Source organism: Streptomyces sp. NPDC030840, assembly GCF_055572015.1.
Genome location: NZ_JBVIEE010000006.1, coordinates 331,033 through 349,709 on the forward strand (window position 1 = coordinate 331,033; position 18,677 = coordinate 349,709).

An 18,677-nucleotide genomic window follows, 5' to 3' on the forward strand; every position below is an offset into this window, starting at 1 on the left:
GAGACGGGACATGGCCATCTACCTCACCAAGGAGAGCAAGGTCCTCGTCCAGGGCATGACCGGCGGCGAGGGCATGAAGCACACCCGCCGCATGCTCGCGTCCGGCACGCACGTCGTCGGCGGCGTCAATCCCCGCAAGGCGGGCCGTACCGTCGACTTCGACGTCCCCCAGTGCCTTAAGGGCCTGGGAGGTGCCCCCATCGCCGTCCCGGTCTTCGGCTCCGTCAAGGAGGGGATCGAGGCGACCGGCGCGGACGTCACCGTCGTCTTCGTGCCGCCCGCTTTCGCCAAGGCCGCCGTGATCGAGGCGGCGGACGCCGGCATCGGCCTCGCCGTCGTCATCACCGAGGGCATCCCGGTCCACGACTCGGTCGCCTTCACCGCCCACGCCCACGCGAAGGGCACGCGCATCATCGGCCCCAACTGCCCCGGATTGATCACACCCGGCCAGTCCAACGCGGGCATCATCCCCGCCGACATCAGCAAGCCCGGCCGGATCGGCCTGGTGTCGAAGTCGGGCACGCTCACCTACCAGCTGATGTACGAACTCCGCGACATCGGCTTCTCCACCTGCGTCGGCATCGGCGGAGACCCCGTTGTCGGCACCTCCCACATCGACTGCCTTGCCGCCTTCGAGGACGACCCCGACACCGAACTCATCGTGATGATCGGTGAGATCGGGGGAGACGCGGAGGAGCGGGCCGCCGCGTACATTCGCGACCACGTCACCAAGCCCGTCGTCGGCTACATCGCCGGATTCACGGCACCCGAGGGCAGGACGATGGGACACGCGGGCGCGATCGTCTCCGGTTCGTCGGGCACGGCGCAGGCGAAGAAGGAGGCCCTGGAGGCGGCCGGCGTACAGGTGGGCGGCACACCGACCGAGACGGCGCGGCTGGTGCTGGCCCGACTGGAGGCCGCGCAGGACGTCACTCCGAGTTGACACGCGATGACTGTCCGGCGCGAGGCGGCCCAGCTGCCTTCCGTCGTACGACATCTCCCGCCACCGCCCCTCCAAGGAAGGCCCTTCGGCCCTTTCTTTCTCGACTGTGCACCGAGAGCGGAGCAATCGAATGGCAACCACCCTCAGCCCCACCTCCACCTCCACCTGCACCCTCAGCCTCAAATCCGGGGCGTCCTGGCCGGACGCCTGGCAGCGCTGCCTCACCATCGCCCCCGAGGCCTTCCGTGACGACCGTGTCCTCAACCTCTGGGGCGCCGCCTGGCGGACGGACGGCCGGGCCCTCCCGGCCGCCAGTCCCGTCGACGGCAGTCCCATCGCCGGCCCGCCCCGGCTCGATGCCGCCACCGCCCACCAGGCGGTACGCGCCTCCCTGGACCAGCACCGCGCCTGGCGCCACGTCTCCCTCGCGGAACGCCGCGCCCGCGTCGCCGCCACCCTCGACGCCCTCACCCAGCACCGGGAACTGCTCGCCCTCCTCCTCGTGTGGGAGATCGGCAAGCCCTGGCGTCTCGCTCAGGCCGACGTGGACCGGGCCATCGACGGCGTGCGCTGGTACGTCGACGGAATCGAGCCCATGGTCGAGGGCCGCGCGCCACTGGACGGCCCGGTGTCCAACATCGCGAGCTGGAACTATCCGATGAGCGTGCTCGTTCACGCCATGCTGGTACAGGCACTGGCAGGCAACGCGGTCATCGCCAAGACCCCGACCGACGGCGGTGTCGCCTGCCTCACCCTGGCCGCCGCGCTCGCCGCACGCGAAGGGATTCCCGTCACCCTCGTCAGCGGCAGCGGCGGCGAGCTGTCCGAAGCGCTGGTGCGGGCTCCCGAGATCGGCTGCGTCTCCTTCGTCGGCGGCCGCGACACGGGCGCCGCGGTGGCCACGGCCGTCACCGACCTCGGCAAACGGCACATACTCGAACAGGAGGGACTGAACACCTGGGGCATCTGGAATCACACGGACTGGGACACGCTCGCTGCCGTCATCCCCAAACTCTTCGACTACGGCAAGCAGCGCTGCACGGCATACCCGCGCTTCGTCGTCCAGCGGGCACTGTTCGACGAGTTCCTGGCGGCCTACCTCCCCGCGGTCCGCACCCTGAGGGTCGGCCATCCGCTGGCGGTGGAGCACCCCGAGGACCCGTACCCGGCGCTGGACTTCGGGCCGGTCATCAATGCGGCCAAGGCCAAGGAGCTGACCGACCAGGTCGCCGAGGCCCTGGACCGTGGTGCGATCCCACTGCACCGCGGCAACCCCGCCGACGCCCGCTTCCTGCCAGGCCAGGACACGGCGGCGTACGTCCAGCCCGTCACGCTCCTCAACCCGCCACCGTCCTCGCCCCTGCACCACGCGGAACCGTTCGGTCCCATCGACACGATCGTCCTGGTCGACACGGAGGCCGAGCTGCTCGCCGCCATGAACGCGTCGAACGGCGCCCTGGTCGCCACCCTCTCCACGGACGACCAGGCGACCTTCGACCGCCTCGCCCCACAGATCCGCGCGTTCAAGGTCGGCCACGGCAAGCCCCGCTCCCGTGGCGACCGCGACGAGCTGTTCGGCGGGTTCGGTGCGTCGTGGCGCGGCGCGTTCGTCGGAGGGGAACTGCTCGTGCGCGCGGTGACGCGGGGGCCGTCGGGGGAGCGGCTGCCGGGGAACTTCCCGGAGTACCACCTCATGCCGTGACGGGGATATGACAGCGGGTGCCGCGGCTGAGCGAAGGGTGAACGAGCGGGCACCTTGGGTGATAACCCCACGTCCAAGGATCGTCGGTCGCCCTCCGCGGCCCCGATACGCAGGTGAAAGCCGCTCCGAAACCTTGGTATTGTTGTGCGTGTCGCCCCGGGGAAGACCCCGGCAAGGCGGCGGACACCTCGTCCGGGTGGCGGAATGGCAGACGCGCTAGCTTGAGGTGCTAGTGCCCTTTATCGGGCGTGGGGGTTCAAGTCCCCCCTCGGACACAAAAACATCTCTTGTGCGGGTCGGGCGACGCTCGGCCCGCACAAGTCGTTTGGTTGGTCAAGGTGTGTGTTCACCGCGAAGGTGCACCGCTGACCGCGAAGAGCAGCCGGGCTCAGAAGCCGAGTTCAGGCCCCCGCGTCCTGAGGCTGTCCGATGCGGGCTGATGCCGCAGGTCCCGGGGCGAGTGCCATTGACTCGATGAGTCGTGTGAGGGGCAGGTGGGGGAGGCTGCCGCCGGTTCCTTGGGTTCGGCCTGCTCGGCCGATTTCAGCGCCTTTACGGTGACCCGCCGGGCTCCGGGCCGAGTGGAGCGCAGAGCGGAGCGCGGCTCGGCTTTCCGCGGAGCGAACAGTTGGTGCTTGAGTGCGCCGGTCTCCAGGCCGGTGAACTCGTAGGTGGTGAGGCAGAGTGTGTCACGCACCCCCGAACGTTCGTTCTCCTGGAGCGGTGCGATCATCTTGACACTCTCCTGGAGCACGGTGATGTCCGGTGTCAGTACCTTCCTGACCGTGCTCGTGATGTCGGTGAGCGGCGACTCGGGACTCGCGAGACGGCAGGCGCCGTGCAGCATCGCCGCCATACCGCCGAGGGCATGGAACCCCGTGAGCACCTGAACGACGCCCGACGCGAGGGTCAGCAGTGCGTCGAACGCCGACGGGGGAGCGGCCGGGTCCTCGGCGGTGAGATGTGGTTCACGGGGTGTGGCCGGGCGACCAGCCCGGCCACACCCCGTGAACGGGCGACCAGCCCGGCGCGGGATCGCCGCCGAGCGGGACTCCGCGCTCTCCGGGGCGGCCGGCTCGAGGTGGCTGGGACGGTCGGGAGGGGTGTGGGCGCTGAGCAGCGGGAGTATTGCCAGGGTATGCCGCTCGTGTGGAGTCAGCGCGGTCCGCGTGTCGGGCGGGTGGCCCCCGGACCAGGCCAGGCTCACGAGTGCGGCAAGCGCCTGCTCCTCTTCCTCGCGCCGCTCTTCCTCACTCCGCTCTTCCTCACTCCGCTCTTCCTCTCCCCTCGTGGGCGCGCGCTCGAGAAGCAGCTCCAGTAGGGCCCAGATCTCGCAGAGCACACGCAAGAGTGCCCACTCCTCAGCGGTGAATCCGGTGAACCCGAGCGCGTCCCTGTCGTCCTGCCCCATAGGGTGCCTGCCGATTCTGTAGTTGTATGCGGACTGATGTCGCCAATGACGCCATTGAGGACTTAGCTCCAATTATGCGCGTTACGAGCTGAGTTGAGTAGGCGTCAGAAGGCGGGACGGCGAGTGCGGTCACTCTCGGTGACATTCTGGTGCTCCAGTCGCTGCGCGCGGACGGCGGTGCCGCCGTCGAGCGAGAACCTGGCGCCACTCTGGCCGCATCCCATCACATGTATACATAACGGATATGTGCGGTTTGCGTAATAATTGACCACGTCAGCCACGTCTCCGCGACGGGATGAGGCACATGGACGAGGCACAGACCTACGTCGATGAGCGGTCGTCGATGGGCGGTGTCATCGACGAAGCGGCGACGGCCAGGGTGTCACTCGACGAGAAGGGCACCGTGACCGGCTGGAACGCGGGTGCGGAGCGGTTGCTGGGGTACAGCCCGGCGGACATGGTGGGTCGCGGCGGCGCCGTCCTGCTGGCCGACGGCGTCAGCGCCGCCACCGAAGAACTCCTGCGGTCGGTGGCGGCTCTGCCCCGCTGGAACGGCCGGGTGGCGCTGCGGCACAAGGACGGTCGGCGCGTGGAGGCGGCCGTTCTGGCCCACCACCGGACGCTCGGCACGGGAGACACCGACTGGCTGGTGGTCTCCGCGCTGGCCGGTACGAGCCCCGAGCCCCGGGACGACCGGCTGACCGGATGGAGCTTCGCCCAGACCCCGTGCTGCACGATGGCGCTGTACGACACCGGACTGCGGCTGCGCCGGGCGAACGACGACATGGAACGCGCCATTTCCCTCACCGAGGACGAGATGCGCGGCCTGCGGGTCTCGGAGATCGTCGTGCACGCGGATTCGGACAAGACCGAGCGCGCCATGGTCCGGGTACTGCGGACCGGTCGGCCGCAGTACCTGGAGAACTACCTGCGCGTCGAGGGAGAGAGCCGTGAGCACGCCTGGTCGTGCTACCTCGCCCCGCTCCGGGACGAGGACGGCCGCACGCACGGTGTCCTCCTCTCGGCACACGACATGACGCAGCACTACTGGGCCCGGCAGCGGCTCCAGCTGATCAACACGGCCAGCACGCGCATCGGCACCACCCTGGACGTGGGCCTCACCGCGCAGGAACTGGCGGACGTGGCTGTCCCGGCCATCGCCGACTTCGTCACCGTCGACCTGCTGGCCTCCCTCGACGGCAGCCCCGATCCAGCACTCGGCAGCCGGCCCGGGACGCATCGCGACGGCACCATGGAGCTGCTGCGCGTGGCCCACCAGTCCGTGCACAAGAACGTTCCCGAGGCCGCGGTCGCCGTGGGCGGGACCGACGTCCACCCGGCGGAATCCCCGATCGCGGAGTGCCTGGCCACGGGCAAGCCGGCCCTGTTCCCGGTGGCCGATCCGGCGTTCGCCGCCTGGGCGGCCAGGAACCGCCGTCGCGCGGACAGCATCCAGACGTTCGGCATCCACTCGGTGATGATGGTGCCGCTGCGGGCCCGCGGCGCCATCCTGGGCGTCGCCGTCTTCGTACGCCACCAGCGCCCCGAGGCGTTCGAACGGGACGATCTGCTGCTGGCCGAGGAGATCACCGCCCGGGCCGCCGTCTGCGTCGACAACGCCCGGCGCTACACGCGTGAGCGCTCCACCGCCGTCACCCTCCAGCGGAGCCTGCTGCCGCAGCGGCTGCCCCGGCAGTCTGCCCTGGACGTCGCCCACCGCTATCTGCCCGCCGGTGGCATGGCCGGGGTGGGCGGCGACTGGTTCGACGTGATCCCGTTGTCGGGCGCCAGGGTGGCACTGGTCGTCGGCGACGTGGTCGGCCACGGCATCCACGCCTCGGCGACCATGGGCCGGCTGCGCACCGCCGTACGCACCCTCGCCGATGTCGATCTGCCGCCCGACGAACTCCTCACACACCTCGACGACCTGGTCACCCACCTCGCAGAGGACGACGCGAGCGACGCCCTCGACCACAGCGGAGACCTCGGCGCGACCTGCCTCTACGCCGTGTACGATCCGATCGCGCGCCGCTGCTCCCTGGCCAGCGCGGGACACCCCTCGCCCGCCGTGGTGACCGCCGGTGGAACGGTCGACCTGTTGCAGTTGCGGGTCGGGCCGCCGCTCGGGCTCGGGGGACTGCCGTTCGAGGCCACCGAGATCGACGTACCCGAGGGCACTCTGCTCGTCCTGTACACCAACGGCCTGGTCGAGGCCCACGACTCCGACACCGACACGGACGGCGGCCTGGACCGGCTCCGCCAGGCTCTGGCGCGGCCCGCCGTCTCGCTGGACGCCCTGTGCGACACGGTGCTGGACGCCATGCTGCCCGGCCGCCCCAGGGACGACATCGCCCTGCTCGTCGCCCGTACCCGCGCGCTCGACTCCGGCCATGTGGCCACGTGGGACGTGCCCGCCGATCCCGCCATGGTGGCCGGGGCGCGCAAGTTCGCCGCCGGCCGGCTCGAGGAGTGGGGGCTGGACGACGCCTTGTACATCACGGAACTGGTCGTGAGCGAACTGGTCACCAACGCGATCCGGCACGCCGAGCCCCCCGTCCAGTTGCGGCTGATATTCGACCGCACGCTCATCTGCGAGGTGTCCGACGCCAGCAGCACCGCCCCGCACCTGCGCCGGGCCCGCACCTACGACGAGGGCGGCCGGGGCCTGATGCTGGTCGCCCAGCTGACGCAGGCGTGGGGCACCCGCCACACGGCCCTCGGCAAGACGATCTGGGCCGAACAGGCCCTGCCCGCACCATGAGCCACGGACGGAGAAACCGCAGACACGCAGAGACCGCAGACACGCAGAGACCGCAGACACGCAGAGACCTCAGACACGCAGAGACCGCAGACACGGAGAAACCGCAGACACCCGCGGACACGAGAACCCGCGGACACGACGATCACGACGATCACGACGATAAGTACTACGACCAGCATGTCGAGCACCCACCACAGCCGCCCGGCCACCAACCGGCACGACCAGCGGAAACGGGGTCCGAAATGCACGGACCCGACAACGTGTACGAGCGCCACGACGGGTACCGAGAGCGCGACGAGGCGGCCCGGGCCTTCGCCCAGGGCGGGCCGTTCGGCACGGTGCTGGCCGCGACGGACTGGGAGGAGACCGCTCTGGGACCCACCCGTACATGGCCGCACCGGCTCGTGGAGACCCTGCGCGTCGTACTGACCTCCGAGCAGCCGATGGCGCTGTTCTGGGGACCACGGTTCGTCCTGCTCTACAACGACGGCTACGCCGAGATCATCGGCAGCAAACACCCCAAGGGACTCGGGGCGCCGGCCGGGCAGTTGTTCCCCGAGAACTGGGACGACTACACCCGCCCCATGTTCCAGTCCGTCGTCGACCGGCGCCGGCCGATGGCCGTCAGTGACCGGCCGTTCTGCCTCATCCGCCACGGCTTTCTCGAGCAGTCGTACTTCGACATCTCCTTCCAGCCCGTCTTCCTGGACGACGACTCCGTCGGCGGGGTGCTGTGCTACGTGTCGGAGACCACCCGCCGTGTGCTGGGCGAGCGGCGGCTGCGGCTGCTGGCCGAGGTCGGCGTCCACGCCACCGACCTGTCCGGGCCGACGGAGGTGGCGCGCGAGATCGCCGGGGCACTGGCCGGTGACCCCGACGACCTGCCGTTCGCACATCTCTACCTGGCCTCCGGGACAGAGGAACCCGCCCTGGCGGCGTCCACCTGCGATCCGCCGCCCACCGCTGCCGCACTGCCGGCGAACGTCGTCGCGGACCTCGCCCACGGCGCGGCCGTCGTCCTGTCGGCCGAGCGCTTCCTGGGCGCGCCCGGCACCGCCCGCGACACGTCCCCCGGCACGCCCTCCGACGCGGCCCCCACCGAGGCGCTGGCCCTCCCGCTCAGCAACGCCGACCGACTGGACGGCGTACTCGTCGCCGGAATCAACCCACTGCTCCCCCTCGCCGGCGGCTACCGCGACTTCCTCGACATCCTCGCGCGGACCGTCACCGCCGCGCTGTCGGCGGCGCTCGCGCACGAGGAACAGCGCCGGCGCGCCGAGACCCTGATGGAGCTGGACCAGGCCAAGACCGCGTTCTTCGCCGGCGCCAGCCACGAACTGCGCACGCCGCTCACCCTCTTCCTGGGACCCGTCCAGGACGCGCTGGCGCACGAGCAGCGGCCCGAAGTGCGCAGACGGCTGGAGATGGCCGAACGCAACGCGTTGCGGCTACTGAAACTGGTCAACACGTTGCTCGATGTCACGCGCGCCGAAGCCGGGGGTCTGGAGGGCGACTTCGAACCGGTCGACCTCTCGGCCGTCACCGCCGAACTGACCGGCATGTTCCGTTCGGTCTTCGAGGCCGCGGGCCTGGCACTGAACGTCGACTGCCCACCGCTTCCGCAACCGGTCCACGTGGACCGGGAGATGTATGAGAAGATCATCCTCAACCTGCTCAGCAACGCGCTGAAGTTCACCCCGTCCGGTGGAGCCCGGGTCACCACGTCGGCCGCCGGCGACCGGGCACGGCTGACGGTGTCGGACACGGGCATCGGCGTGCCCGAGGAGGAACTGCCACGGCTCTTCGAGCGCTTCCACCAGGTGCGCGGGGCGCATGCCCGCTCCCACGAGGGCAGCGGTATAGGCCTGGCACTCGTCCAGGATCTGGTGCACCAGCACGGTGGAACGGTCGACGTCAGCAGCCGCCCGGGGCGGGGCACCACGTTCACGGTGGAGATCCCCTTCGGCACGGCGCATCTGTCCCGGCCGCCCGCGCCGGACCGGGCACGCGACCAAACGGAACTCGGGCCCTCCCGGCAGGCCACCGCCTACGTGGAGGAGGCGCGCGGCTGGGCCGCCGACACACCACCGCCGACCCCCACGCCGGCCCGCACCGAGGAGGACACGCACACCGGCACGCCCTCCGGCCGCGGCCCCCGCCCCCGGGTGCTCATCGCGGACGACAACCGTGACATGCGGGACTACCTGTACGACCTCCTGCACGACGCGTACGACGTCCGGCTCGTGCCCGACGGCAGGACGGCCCTCGCGGCCGCGGTCGAGAACCCCTACGACCTCGTGCTGACCGACGCGATGATGCCCGGCATGGACGGCTTCGAACTGGTCCGCGCGCTGCGCGCCGCCCCCCGCACCTCCCACCTGCCGATCGTGATGCTCACCGCCCGGGCCGGTGAGGAGGCCGCCGTCCAGGGCATCGAGGCGGGCGCCGACGACTACCTGGCCAAACCGTTCTCGTCCCGCCAACTGGTCGCCCGCGTCCGGGCCAACCTGGAACTGTCCCGCCTGCGGGACCGGATCCTCACCGAGACACGCGAACACGCCACCGCGCTGGCCGCCCTCGCCGAAGCCGGCCTGCGGCTGTCGGGCAGCCTCGAACCCCGGCAGGTCCTGGAGACGGCCGGTGAACTGCTCGTCCCGCAGCTCGCCGACGAGGTACGCATCGAGATCCTGGGACCGGACGCGCACCGGATGTCGGACAACATCGTGTACGCGTCGCCGGACACCGCCCCGGCCGACGACCGGCCGGCCGAACTGGTGGCGAGCGTCCTTCGCGGTGGCTCCGCACCGCAGGAGGCCGCGGACGGCCGTATCCGCGCGTTGCCGCTGACCTCGCACGGACGGACACTGGGTGCCCTGGCCGTGGCCCGGCGCCACCGCCCCTACTCCGAGGGCGAACGCACCTTCCTGCAGTCGGTGACCAGCCGGATCGCCGTCGCCTACGACAACGCCACCCGCTACCAGAACGAGCGCCGCCTGGCCGTCGCCCTGCAACGCGCCCTGCTGCCGCAGGCGTTGCCGGAGGTGCCCGGAGTGGCCACCGCCTCCTACTACCGGGCCGGCGCCCTCGGCGCCGAGGTGGGCGGCGACTGGTACGACGTCATCCAGCTGCCCGGGGGCGCGGTCGGGCTGGCCATAGGGGACGTCATGGGCCACGACGTCGACGCCGCCATCGTGATGGGGAGCCTGCGGTCGGCGCTGCACACCTACGCGCTGGAAGGCGCCACCCCGAGCAAGGTACTGGCCCGCCTCGACGCGCACTGCCGCACGCTCGGCAGCGACCGCTTCGCCACATGCCTGTACGCCGTGTACTCGCCCGGCGCCCACCGGCTGTGCTACGCGTCCGCCGGCCATCTCCCCCCGCTCCTGGTGGCCGGGGACGTGACCGAGTACCTGGACCTCGACCCGGGCACGCCTCTCGGTGTGACCGGCGACGACGCCACCGACCACGTGACCCGTCTCCTCCCCGGCACCGGCCTGCTGCTGTTCACGGACGGCCTGGTCGAGCACCACACCACCGAACTCGACGACCGGCTCGCCGCCCTCCGCCGTGCCTGCCGCGACACGTTGCCCACCTCCGCGCCGAGCCCCCGCATCACCCCGGACGCGATCATCGGCCAGGCCCTCGGCCTGCTGGCCACACCCGACCGTGTCGACGACGACACGGCACTGCTGGCGGCGGTTCCGGCTAGTGAGCCCCAGACCGGGCCCGCCGGCCAGGCCGTGCGTGAGTGAACCAACGGCTCACACGGCCCTGCCCCCGGACGGCCGCTCCCGGACGACCTCGCCCGCTGCCTTGTCGTCCCGCAACCCCAGGAACCGCGGATGGCGCAGCATCCCGTCGCGGGTCCACTCGGTGAACGCGATCTGCGCGACCAGCTCCGGCTCGACCCACCGGGGGCGCGGCTCGCGGACCCGGTCCACGAAGGGCGATGTCGGCCCGCGCATGGTCTCCAGACGGCGGTACAGCTCCGCCAGGGTGCGGTGGTCGAAGCCCGTGCCGACCTTGCCCGCGTACCGCAGCCGGCCGTTGTCGTAGTAGCCCAGCAGCAGGGCGCCGAACCCGACGCGGCTGCCGGCCGGTTCCGTGAAGCCGCCGATGACGAACTCCTGCCCCCGGGAGCACTTCAGCTTCAGCCAGTCCGGCGAACGGCGCGTCTGGTAGCGGCTGTCCGCCCGCTTGGCGATCAGTCCCTCCCAGTCACGGGCGCACACGGACTCCAGCAACTCGGCGCCGCCCTCGTTGCGGTGCGTCGTCATGCGGAGCGGGGTGCGGTAGGTGAGGGCGCGGCGCAGCAGGGACTTGCGGGCGCGCAGCGGCAACTGCCTGGTGTCAGCGCCGTCCAGCCGGAGCACGTCGAAGACGTAGTACGTCACGGCGACCGGACTGGCCTCGACGTCACGGCGCCGGGTGAGGCCCATCCGCTGCTGGAGGAGGGAGAAGTCGGTCCGGCCGTGTGAGAACGCGACGATCTCCCCGTCGATGGTGAAGTCCTCGCAGTCCTGCGCCGCGAGCGCGTCGACGATCTCGGGGTATGTGGCGTTCACGCGGTTGCCCGAACGGGAGTACAGGCCGACCTGGTCCCCTTCCCGTACGGCCAGCGCGCGGACGCCGTCCAGCTTCCGCTCGAAGATCCAGCCGCCGGAGAACTCGCGCCGGTCGCTCAGGATGGCGAGCATCGGCTGGGAGGCCAGCTCGACTCCGGGTCGGGCCGGGCGCAGCAGTCGCCGATGGGCGTCGGGCAACGTGGCGAGCAGGCCCGTCGACATGGCGCCCGTCGTCATCGCGCTCACTCCTCCCGGCCGTCGGCCGCCACCTGGGCGAGCGTGCGGCCGGTGCGGACGGAACGGGCGCGTCGGGGGTCCGGCGTGCCCCGGCCGGCAGTACGCGATTCGCTCCCCTTGCGCTTCCTGACCAGCAACCACGCCTCCTCGCCGCCGTACGTTCCGTCACGGAACCGTGTCAGCGCGTACTCGCCGCGCAGCTTGGCACCGTTCAGCCGGAACGTCGCGTGCCCGCGCTCCAGCGCCTCCTCGAAGGGGACGGGACGGCCTCGGCGGTCGTGGCTCAGGGGCTCGTACGTACCGTTGTCCCAGACGATGACGGTGCCGCCGCCGTACTCGCCCTGGGGGATCACACCCTCGAACTCCTCGTACTCAAGCGGATGGTCCTCGGTCGGGACGGCCAGCCGCTTGTCCTGCGGGTCGCTGGGCGGGCCCTTCGGAACGGACCAGGACTTCAGCACGTCGCCCACCTGGAGCCGGAAGTCGAAGTGCATCCTGCGGGCATCGTGGATCTGCACGACGAAACGGGGCTCGTCGTGGGAGGGCCCGGCCTCGCCGCGGCCACCGGGTTCCTTCGTCCGCGCGAAGTCACGTTTGCTCCGGTAGTCCCGCAGCCGGTCGTTGGCGCTCACGTCCGGCTCCTTCCGCTGCGCCGGTTCCCTGCGCTGTGGCGACGTGCAGAGGTTGCAGCGACCCGAGTACCCGAACGCTCGCTTGTCCACACAGGACGCCCAGCGCGCGTGGGGGATACCGGCGCCGATGCGAGTCCCCGACCGGGGACGATACGGTGTCGGCGACTCGTGGCCCTCGTGACGTGCACACCAGCACGGACGAGGAGCCGGCCGCAGTCGCACCGGAGGCGGGACAGACCGTTCCGTACGACGAGCCCGATCCGGGGAACGAAGGTCGGTAGGGCCGGGGAAGAAGGCAGGCTGACTTGGCTGACGAGAAGGACCAGCGCAGCAGGGTCCTCAGGCAGCAGTCCCGGGTGCGGGGCATGATGCTCGGGCTGGCCATCGGTGACACGCTGGGAGCAACTCGGGGCAGACTGCCCGCGAGCGGTCCGCTGCCGGCCGGCGTCAGTACCCAGCTGGCCTGCTTCACCGCTGAGGGCGTCATCCGCGCGATGGTGCGGGGGAGCCACAAGGGGATCTGCCATCCACCGTCGGTCGTCCTGCATGCCTACTGCCGGTGGGCCGCGCTCCAGGGCATCGAAGTGCAGCGGATGCGGCGCCGCTGGGCTTCCGGCAAGAGCGACGAGATGTGGCCGGACGGCTGGCTTGCGGGCGTGCCCATGCTGGCCGAGCGGCGTGGCAGCGCTCCTGCGACGGTTGCGGCTCTGTCCCGGATCGAGAACCCCCACGACCGGATAGCCACCAACAGCCGGGGCTGTCATGCGCTGACCCGGATCCTGCCGGTGGCGGTCGCCGGACCCGGGTGGGCCACGCAGGCCGGCGAGTTCGCCGCACTCACCCACGGCGACACCGCCGCGCAGTCCGCTGCCGCCCATGCGGCAGTGGTGGTCCACCACTGCCTCACCAGTAACCCGCCGGACCATGACCACACGGGTCGCTCCGACCGCCCCGTGCGAGAAGCGATAGAGGCAGGGATCGCCGCGCTCCCCGCCCTGGGTGACCTCGCGACCGGTGATGACCGCAGACGTCCTGTGGACGCATTCCAGCACGCCGTCGACCAGCCGGCGGACGCGGCACTGCTGGCCCGGCTCGCACCGCATGCGACGGCGCCTTCGGCCCTTCTCGGCGGTATCTACACGGCTGTATCGTTCCCCGGCCGTGCTCAGCTCGGGTCCGCGTTGGACTTCGCGGCGGGTGCACCGGACGGTGACTCCGTCGCCTGTGTGACCGGGGCACTGCTCGGTGCAGTGCACGGCGTCGAGGCACTGCCCGTGGATCTCGTGAGCCGTCATGAACTGGCCTGGGTACTCGACACGTTGGCCCGCGACCTGCTGGCCGAGATCGTGGACTCGCCCAGCGGCAGCGAGTATTTCCCGGGCTGGGACCCCCACTGGTGGAACCGTTACCCCGGTTGGTGAGCCGACCGGCGCACGGGCACCGGCACGGTGCCTGCTCGGCGATCGGCACAGACCCGTCCCCGTACCGCGCATGAGTCGACAGGCCGGGCTTGGACGACCACGGAGGTGGGCCGACCTTGCTGGACGCGGTGTCCGACACCGTCGCGGAGATCCGCCGGGACCATGGCCTCGTCATGTCCGGCCTCGGTATCGAGAAGCCCGACGAATGGCTCGGCGACGACAAGAACGGATACGGCGCCGAGAACCTCGCGCATCTGCTGCTGATGGCCGCCCATCGTGCGGGTCGGCTCGGCTATGGGCGGGGCGACCTGATGCGTCTGCTCGACGCTGCGGGCGTCCAGGAGTCCTCCGCTTAGGGGGCGGTGGATCGGGCGCGTCTTCACGAGCGGCTGCGTTCGCCCATGTGAACATCATCTTGCATGCAAGACCGTGCGCCTCGAAGATGACCGGAACCGTCGATCGACCAGCCGAAGGGCAGGCACAAACGTGATGGCGTGGGACTCTGCGGCACTGCTGGTCACAGCTGGTGTGGCCGCCGGGCTCGCGGGGTCCGTCGCGGGGCTGGCCTCGTTGTTCAGCTATCCCGCGCTGCTCGCTGTCGGGCTGCCGCCCGTCGCCGCCAACGTGACCAACACCGTGGCGTTGTTCTCCAACACGGTGGGCACCGCGGCCGGTTCACGGGCCGAGTTGCGCGGGCAGGGGCAACGGCTCCTACGCCTGGGGGGTGTTGCCGCGCTCGGGGGCGGGGCCGGTGCGGCTCTGCTGCTCGGCACTCCGTCCTCCGCGTTCGAGGCGGTCGTGCCGTGGCTCATCGCCCTCGGCTCGGTGCTGATCCTGGTGCGTGATCCGTTGCGGAGAATGGTGGTGTCACGGGCGCCTGAGCCCGGATCGCCCGGGCCGTCCCTTCCGCTCACCTGCGCGGTGCTGCTCGTCGGGCTGTACGGCGGCTACTTCGGCGCGGCCGCCGGGGTGCTGATGCTGGCGGTGCTCTCGCTGCCGGCCGCCGAACCGCTTCCCGTGACGAACGCGGTGAAGAACATCGCGACCGGGGCGGCCAACCTGACCGCGGCCGTCGCGTACGCCGTGGTGGCGCCGGTGGACTGGATCGCCGCCGTGGCCCTCGGGCTCGGCGCCCTGCTCGGCAGCTGGGCCGGCCCCCTGCTCGTACGGCGGCTGCCCGAGACCCCGTTGCGGATCGTCATCGCCCTCGCCGGGCTCGGCCTGGCCGGCACCCTGTGGTACCAGGCCCGGGCCTGAGCCGTCCCACACCGGGTCACGAAACGGCGAGTTCGGCCTCCAGGCGGACCGGCGTCGGCGTGGCCACAGCGGCGGCACCGGCCTCGGAAACCGTCTCCGCGACCGTCCCGGTGCCCGCGCCTTCCGCGGCCGGGACCCTCGTCGACCGGACCACGAGCACGGCACGCGACCCCGTGCGCTCCTCCCGCGTCCGCAGCAGCCACGCGATGTCCCGGCCGAAGGACCACAGCAGCGAACCGAGGGCCACGGCGACGAGGGCGAACGTCGCCGCGTACGGCAGCCAGCCGGACGCGGCCGCCAGCAGCACGACGCCCTGGACCGCCGCCACCGTCTTGCGGGCCATGCTGTGCGGCAGGGACCCGTTCAGCCACGGCATCACCCGCGCCGCCGCCACGAACCCGTACCGCATCAGACCGATCAGCAGCACCCACGGGCCGAGGGCCATCGACACGTACACGCTCAGCACCAGGATCAGGAACGCGTCGACCTCCATGTCGAAGCGCGCGCCAAGAGGCGTCGACGTCCCCGTGCGGCGGGCCACCTTGCCGTCGACGCCGTCGAGGATGAGCGCCACCGCCGTGAGGCCCACGAACAGCGTGACCGGCGGTGAGCTCTGGAACGAGTCGGCGACCAGGGCCGTGACCCCGCCGACGAGGGTCGCCCGGCCGAGCGTGACGCGGTTGGCCGGGCCGAAGGAGCGGGGCCGGGTGCGGCGCAGGGCGCGGTTGAGGACCACCCAGGTGGCGAGGGCGAACGCCAGACCCGTCAGCCAGCCCGCAGGGCCCATCCCGATCGCCGTGCCCAGGAACGAGAGGAGCAGGAGCTGCGCGCCCGCGCCCACCGCCGTCTCCTGGAACAACGGCCGTGCGTCGTACGTGTTGTTCAGGGCCACCGCATACCTTCCGAACGTGTGACAGAGTCGATCATCGCCGCGTACCGTGTGCGCGACTCCCACCGCTGCGTACGTGGAGAAGTGTCCGACCGTTCAGAGAGACCCACATGAAACACACAGTCTGTTCCTTCTGGCTCCGCTCGCCCGGACAGGGGGAGATCCGGGAGACCACGGTGGAGGAACCCGGGGAGGGAGAGGTCCTCGTGCGGGCCCTGTGTTCCGGGGTCAGCCGGGGCACCGAGACACTCGTCTTCCGAGGTGGCGTGCCCGAGAGCCAGTACGCCGCGATGCGTGCTCCCTTCCAGGAGGGCGAGTTTCCCGGGCCCGTGAAGTATGGCTATCTGAGTGTCGGACGGGTCGAGGAGGGGCCGGGGGAACTGGTCGGGCGGACCGTCTTCTGTCTGTATCCGCATCAGACCCGGTACGTCGTCCCCGCGAGCGCCGTGACCGTCGTGCCGGAGAACGTGCCCGCCACGCGTGCCATCCTCGCCGGGACCGTCGAGACCGCCGTGAACGCCCTGTGGGACGCGGCGCCGCTGATCGGCGACCGCATCGCCGTGGTCGGGGGCGGCATGGTCGGGTGCTCCGTCGCCGCGCTGCTGGCCAGGTACCCCGGCGTCCGTGTGCAGCTCGTCGACGCCGATCCCGCGCGCGCCGGCGTCGCCCGCGCGCTCGGTGTCGACTTCGCGCCGCCGTCCGACGCGCTCGGGGAGTGCGATCTCGTCGTGCACGCCAGCGCCAGCGAGCAGGGACTCGCGCGGTCGCTGGAACTCCTCCGCGACGAGGGCACGGTGATCGAGCTCAGCTGGTACGGGGACCGGCGGGTTTCCCTGCCGCTCGGCGAGGCCTTCCACTCACGGCGCCTCACCGTGCGCAGCAGCCAGGTGGGCACCGTCTCCCCGGCGCGGCGCGCCAGCCGTACCTACGGCGACCGGCTCGCACTCGCCCTCGAACTGCTCGCCGACCCCGCCTTCGACGCGCTCGTCACGGGGGAGTGCCGCTTCGGGGAACTGCCCGACGTGATGCCCGCGCTCGCGTCCGGTGAACTGCCCGGACTGTGCCATCGCGTGCTCTACGACGCCGAATAGGCCGCACACCCGGTCCGGAGCCCCGAACAGGCACAACGGAAGCCTGACCTTCAAAGAAACAGCAAAAGAGGGCTGAACAACGGGTAGGGACCAGCCGTACTACACGGCATGCCCCGGCCGGGGGCAGACGCACCGCACTGGAGGGTCGTCCGTTGTTCAGCATCACTGTCCGCGATCACATCATGATCGCCCACAGCTTCCGCGGGGAGGTCTTCGGACCCGCGCAGCGCCTGCACGGGGCAACGTTCCTCGTGGACGCCACGTTCCGGCGCGCCGAGCTGGACGACGACAACATCGTCGTCGACATCGGGCTGGCCACACAGGAGCTCGGGGCCGTGGTGAGCGAGTTGAACTACCGCAACCTCGACAACGAGCCCGACTTCGCGAACACCAACACCTCGACGGAGTTCCTCGCCAAGGTCATCGCCGACCGCCTCGCCGAGCGCATCCACAAGGGGGCCATGGGCGAGGGCGCCAAGGGCATCGCGGGCATCACCGTCACTCTCCACGAGTCGCACATCGCCTGGGCGAGTTACGAGCGTGCCCTGTGACCGACATGACCATCGACCAGGCGACCGTCGACACCGCCCGGGCATCCCGGGACGCGCAGGCGAGGCTCGACTACGTGCCCGTCCAGAACACGGTGCTCAAGAAGGCCGAGATCCTCCCCATGTCCCTGCGCTCCGTGCACTTCGTCATGCCGGGCGGTGTCGACGACCTCTCCCGGCCGAGCGGCGGCAACGCCTACGACCGCCGGATCTGCCTCGACCTGCCCGGCTTCGGGTGGCAGGTCCACCAGCACATGATCGACGGCGACTGGCCCCGGCCCGGCGCGGACGCCCGCGCCGAACTCGCCCGCACCCTGGGGGACCTGCCCGACGGGACGGTTGTCCTCCTCGACGGGCTCGTCGCCTGCGGTGTCCCCGAGATCATCGTCCCCGAGGCCGAACGGCTGTGCCTGGCCGTGCTCGTGCACCTGCCGCTCGCCGACGAGACCGGTCTGAAGCCGGACGAAGCGGCGGAACTGGACGCCTTGGAGCGGGCCACGCTGCGGGCCGTGCCCGCCGTGATCGCCACCAGCGACTGGGCCGTACGACGCATCGTGTCCCACCACGGGCTCGCCCCCGAGCGCGTCCATGTCGCCGCCCCCGGCGCCGACATCGCGCCCCTCGCCTCCGGCACCGACGGCGTCTCCCGCCTGCTGTGCGTGGCGGCCGTGACCCCGCGCAAGGGACAGCACCGGCTGGTGGAGGCCCTCGCGACCGTCACCGACCTGCCGTGGAGCTGCGTACTGGTCGGCGGACTCGAACAGGACCCCGAGTACGTCGACCACATCCGCGCCCTCGTCGAGAAGTTCGGTCTTCAGGACCGTTTGCACCTGGCCGGGCCGCAGGCCGGCGCCGAACTCGACGCCAGCTACGCCGCCGCCGACCTCATGGTCCTCACCTCCTACGCGGAGACCTACGGCATGGCCGTCACCGAGGCCCTCGCCCGCGGCATCCCCGTGCTGGCCACCGACGTCGGCGGACTGCCCGAAGCCGTGGGCCGCGCCCCCGACGGCGGGGTCCCCGGCATCCTCGTGCCGCCGGAGAACCCCGCGGCCATCGCGGCCGAACTGCGCGGCTGGTTCGGCGAGGCCGACGTACGGCGCCGCCTGAAGGCCGCCGCACGCGGCCGCCGGGCCGCGTTGGACGGCTGGGCCAGGACCGCGCGCAGCCTGGCCGGAGTACTGGGACGACTGCGCCACGAACCGCGGAAGGCGGCGTGA

The 18,677-nt window shown here is 71.2% G+C and carries 14 protein-coding genes and 1 tRNA gene; 11 read left to right on the forward strand and 4 right to left on the reverse strand.

Going from position 1 to position 18,677, the window contains the following annotated elements:
- Window positions 1-10: 10 nt before the first annotated feature.
- The 3 genes from sucD (at window position 11) to ACZ49J_RS16675 (ending at window position 2,920) form a co-directional block, all read left to right on the forward strand.
- Window positions 11-943: a succinate--CoA ligase subunit alpha gene (gene sucD / locus ACZ49J_RS16665; RefSeq protein ID WP_467453589.1), complete on the forward strand. Its 933-nt coding sequence runs from the start codon at window positions 11-13 to the stop codon at window positions 941-943.
- A 130-nt stretch (window positions 944-1,073) separates the two neighbouring features.
- Window positions 1,074-2,645, forward strand: coding sequence for an aldehyde dehydrogenase family protein (locus ACZ49J_RS16670; RefSeq protein WP_467453590.1), 1,572 nt, complete (start codon window positions 1,074-1,076; stop codon window positions 2,643-2,645).
- A 190-nt stretch (window positions 2,646-2,835) separates the two neighbouring features.
- Window positions 2,836-2,920, forward strand: a tRNA-Leu gene (locus ACZ49J_RS16675).
- 113 nt (window positions 2,921-3,033) lie between these two features.
- Here the strand turns inward: ACZ49J_RS16675 and ACZ49J_RS16680 are convergent.
- Window positions 3,034-4,056, reverse strand: coding sequence for a hypothetical protein (locus ACZ49J_RS16680; protein WP_467453591.1), 1,023 nt, complete (start codon window positions 4,054-4,056; stop codon window positions 3,034-3,036).
- 304 nt (window positions 4,057-4,360) lie between these two features.
- Between ACZ49J_RS16680 and ACZ49J_RS16685 the strand changes: the two genes are divergently transcribed.
- Together ACZ49J_RS16685 and ACZ49J_RS16690 are read left to right on the forward strand one after the other, a co-directional pair.
- Window positions 4,361-6,817, forward strand: a complete 2,457-nt coding sequence (locus tag ACZ49J_RS16685) for a SpoIIE family protein phosphatase (protein WP_467453592.1) — start codon at window positions 4,361-4,363, stop codon at window positions 6,815-6,817.
- A gap of 242 nt (window positions 6,818-7,059) precedes the next feature.
- Window positions 7,060-10,569 (forward strand): SpoIIE family protein phosphatase, encoded by a 3,510-nt coding sequence (locus ACZ49J_RS16690; protein WP_467453593.1) that lies wholly within the window; start codon window positions 7,060-7,062, stop codon window positions 10,567-10,569.
- 9 nt (window positions 10,570-10,578) lie between these two features.
- Here ACZ49J_RS16690 and ligD read toward each other — a convergent pair whose 3' ends face one another.
- Entirely contained in the window at window positions 10,579-11,619 is a 1,041-nt protein-coding gene (gene ligD, locus ACZ49J_RS16695; RefSeq protein ID WP_467453595.1) for a non-homologous end-joining DNA ligase, read from the reverse strand.
- 5 nt (window positions 11,620-11,624) lie between these two features.
- Entirely contained in the window at window positions 11,625-12,251 is a 627-nt protein-coding gene (locus ACZ49J_RS16700) for a DNA polymerase ligase N-terminal domain-containing protein (RefSeq protein WP_467453597.1), read from the reverse strand.
- 305 nt (window positions 12,252-12,556) lie between these two features.
- Between ACZ49J_RS16700 and ACZ49J_RS16705 the strand changes: the two genes are divergently transcribed.
- The 3 genes from ACZ49J_RS16705 to ACZ49J_RS16715 all read left to right on the forward strand — a co-directional run bounded on the left by ACZ49J_RS16705 (window position 12,557) and on the right by ACZ49J_RS16715 (window position 14,929).
- Window positions 12,557-13,672, forward strand: a complete 1,116-nt coding sequence (locus ACZ49J_RS16705) for an ADP-ribosylglycohydrolase family protein (protein WP_467453598.1) — start codon at window positions 12,557-12,559, stop codon at window positions 13,670-13,672.
- 116 nt (window positions 13,673-13,788) lie between these two features.
- Window positions 13,789-14,028 (forward strand): hypothetical protein, encoded by a 240-nt coding sequence (locus ACZ49J_RS16710; RefSeq protein ID WP_467453600.1) that lies wholly within the window; start codon window positions 13,789-13,791, stop codon window positions 14,026-14,028.
- 133 nt (window positions 14,029-14,161) lie between these two features.
- Window positions 14,162-14,929 carry a sulfite exporter TauE/SafE family protein gene (locus tag ACZ49J_RS16715; RefSeq protein ID WP_467453601.1) on the forward strand — a complete coding sequence of 256 codons (768 nt, stop codon included), beginning with the start codon at window positions 14,162-14,164 and terminating at the stop codon, window positions 14,927-14,929.
- Window positions 14,930-14,945: 16 nt separating this feature from the next.
- Here ACZ49J_RS16715 and ACZ49J_RS16720 read toward each other — a convergent pair whose 3' ends face one another.
- On the reverse strand, window positions 14,946-15,821 hold the full coding sequence (locus tag ACZ49J_RS16720) for a CDP-alcohol phosphatidyltransferase family protein (RefSeq protein WP_467453603.1): 876 nt from the start codon (window positions 15,819-15,821) through the stop codon (window positions 14,946-14,948).
- A 107-nt stretch (window positions 15,822-15,928) separates the two neighbouring features.
- Here ACZ49J_RS16720 and ACZ49J_RS16725 point away from each other — a divergent pair, with 107 nt between their 5' ends.
- The 3 genes from ACZ49J_RS16725 to ACZ49J_RS16735 all read left to right on the forward strand — a co-directional run bounded on the left by ACZ49J_RS16725 (window position 15,929) and on the right by ACZ49J_RS16735 (window position 18,677).
- Entirely contained in the window at window positions 15,929-16,909 is a 981-nt protein-coding gene (locus tag ACZ49J_RS16725; RefSeq protein WP_467453604.1) for a zinc-dependent alcohol dehydrogenase, read from the forward strand.
- A 152-nt stretch (window positions 16,910-17,061) separates the two neighbouring features.
- The gene (locus ACZ49J_RS16730) at window positions 17,062-17,460 is read left to right on the forward strand and encodes a 6-pyruvoyl trahydropterin synthase family protein (RefSeq protein ID WP_467453605.1); all 399 of its coding nucleotides are present in this window, start codon (window positions 17,062-17,064) and stop codon (window positions 17,458-17,460) included.
- 5 nt (window positions 17,461-17,465) lie between these two features.
- Window positions 17,466-18,677, forward strand: a complete 1,212-nt coding sequence (locus ACZ49J_RS16735) for a glycosyltransferase family 4 protein (protein ID WP_467453607.1) — start codon at window positions 17,466-17,468, stop codon at window positions 18,675-18,677.